Genomic DNA, 1,213 nt, shown 5'->3' with positions numbered 1-1,213 from the left:
GTCGAGGCGGCCAAGGCCGACGGCCGCTGGGCGCGCGCCTATTCGGCCAAGGAAATGACCATCCCGCCGGATCTGCAGGCCGCCATCGACGCCGATCCGAAGGCGAAGGCGATGCTGGCTGGGCTCAGCGCCCAGAACCGCTTCGCGCTCACCTTCCGCACCCACAACATGAAGACCGAGGCCGGCCGCCGGAAGAAAATCGCCGACCTCGTCGAGATGCTGAAGCGCGGCGAGACGATCCATCCGCAAAAGCGGGCTTAGAGCGCGTCACGCCAAAGTGGAGGTCGGCACGAAGGCAGAGTAAAGAATTGCCGGACCCTGGAGCGCAGGCTTGGATGCGTACTATAAGGAAGGTCGTCTCGAGCGATTTCAGGTCAGGCCATGAACCAGGACATCCGGCTTTTTGGCGCAATTGCGGTTCGCCCCGCCGTCCTTTCTCTCGTATCCCGGTTCGAAACGGCCACAGGATTCAATGTTGCAGTCAAGTGGGAACTCAATCCGACGGTAAAGAAGCAGATTGAGGCCGGGGAGCCTTTTGACCTCGTCATCACCAATCCGCACCTGGTTGAGGATCTGACCGCCCTGGGAAAGGTCAGGGCGGGAAGCCAGGTCGCGTTTGGCCGGATAGCAATGGGGGTGGCGGCCAAGGCAGGCAGTCGAGCGCTCGATATTGGGTCCGTGCAAGCATTCGGACATGCGTTGAAGAGCGCCAGATCAATCGCTTACGCCAGTGACGGGACCAGCGGTGGCTACTTCTCCGGTTTGCTGGAACGCTTGGGAATATCCGATGAGGTGAAGCCTAGGCTGGTGGCCATACCAGGAGGGCAGACAGCGCCGGCCGTAGGCCGAGGGGAAGCCGAGCTGGGGGTGGTGCCTGTGACTTCGATTCTCGCCGCCGCTCCCGAGGTCATGCTTGTCGGGCGGTTTCCGGCAGAACTCCAAAGTTACATTGACTTCGCCATCGGCATCAGCGCCCATTCAACGGACGCGGAAGCTGCCAGGCAACTGTCGGAATTTCTGATGTCGCCAGCCGTCGATGGCATCCTGGCGGCGAAGGGCGTCGAGCGACACTAAAGCGTGCTTGATAAGTAGCAATCGGCTCATCGCATCGTCTGATGAGTGCCTTCCTGGCCAGGCTGCTGACGCCGGCAGTCAGCCCGTGTCGAGCCAACCAACGAAAACGCCGCCCGGTGAGGGGCGGCGTTTCCGGGGG

Annotated in this window: 2 protein-coding genes; both read left to right on the top strand. The window is 61.9% G+C overall.

Features of this window, described 5'->3' with window-relative positions; translation table 11 throughout:
* Positions 1 to 261: YdeI/OmpD-associated family protein (locus EN742_RS35405; protein WP_189375742.1), on the top strand; the 261-nt coding region annotated here is incomplete at its 5' end.
* Between the two features lie 120 nt (positions 262 to 381).
* On the top strand, positions 382 to 1,074 hold the full coding sequence (locus tag EN742_RS35400; RefSeq protein ID WP_128333912.1) for a substrate-binding domain-containing protein: 693 nt from the start codon (positions 382 to 384) through the stop codon (positions 1,072 to 1,074).
* Positions 1,075 to 1,213: the final 139 nt, after the last annotated feature.

This window comes from Mesorhizobium sp. M4A.F.Ca.ET.020.02.1.1, assembly GCF_004022645.1.
Lineage (GTDB): Bacteria > Pseudomonadota > Alphaproteobacteria > Rhizobiales > Rhizobiaceae > Mesorhizobium.
The sequence above is the reverse complement of the archived record's forward strand: the minus strand, read 5'-3'. Positions and strand labels throughout refer to the sequence as shown.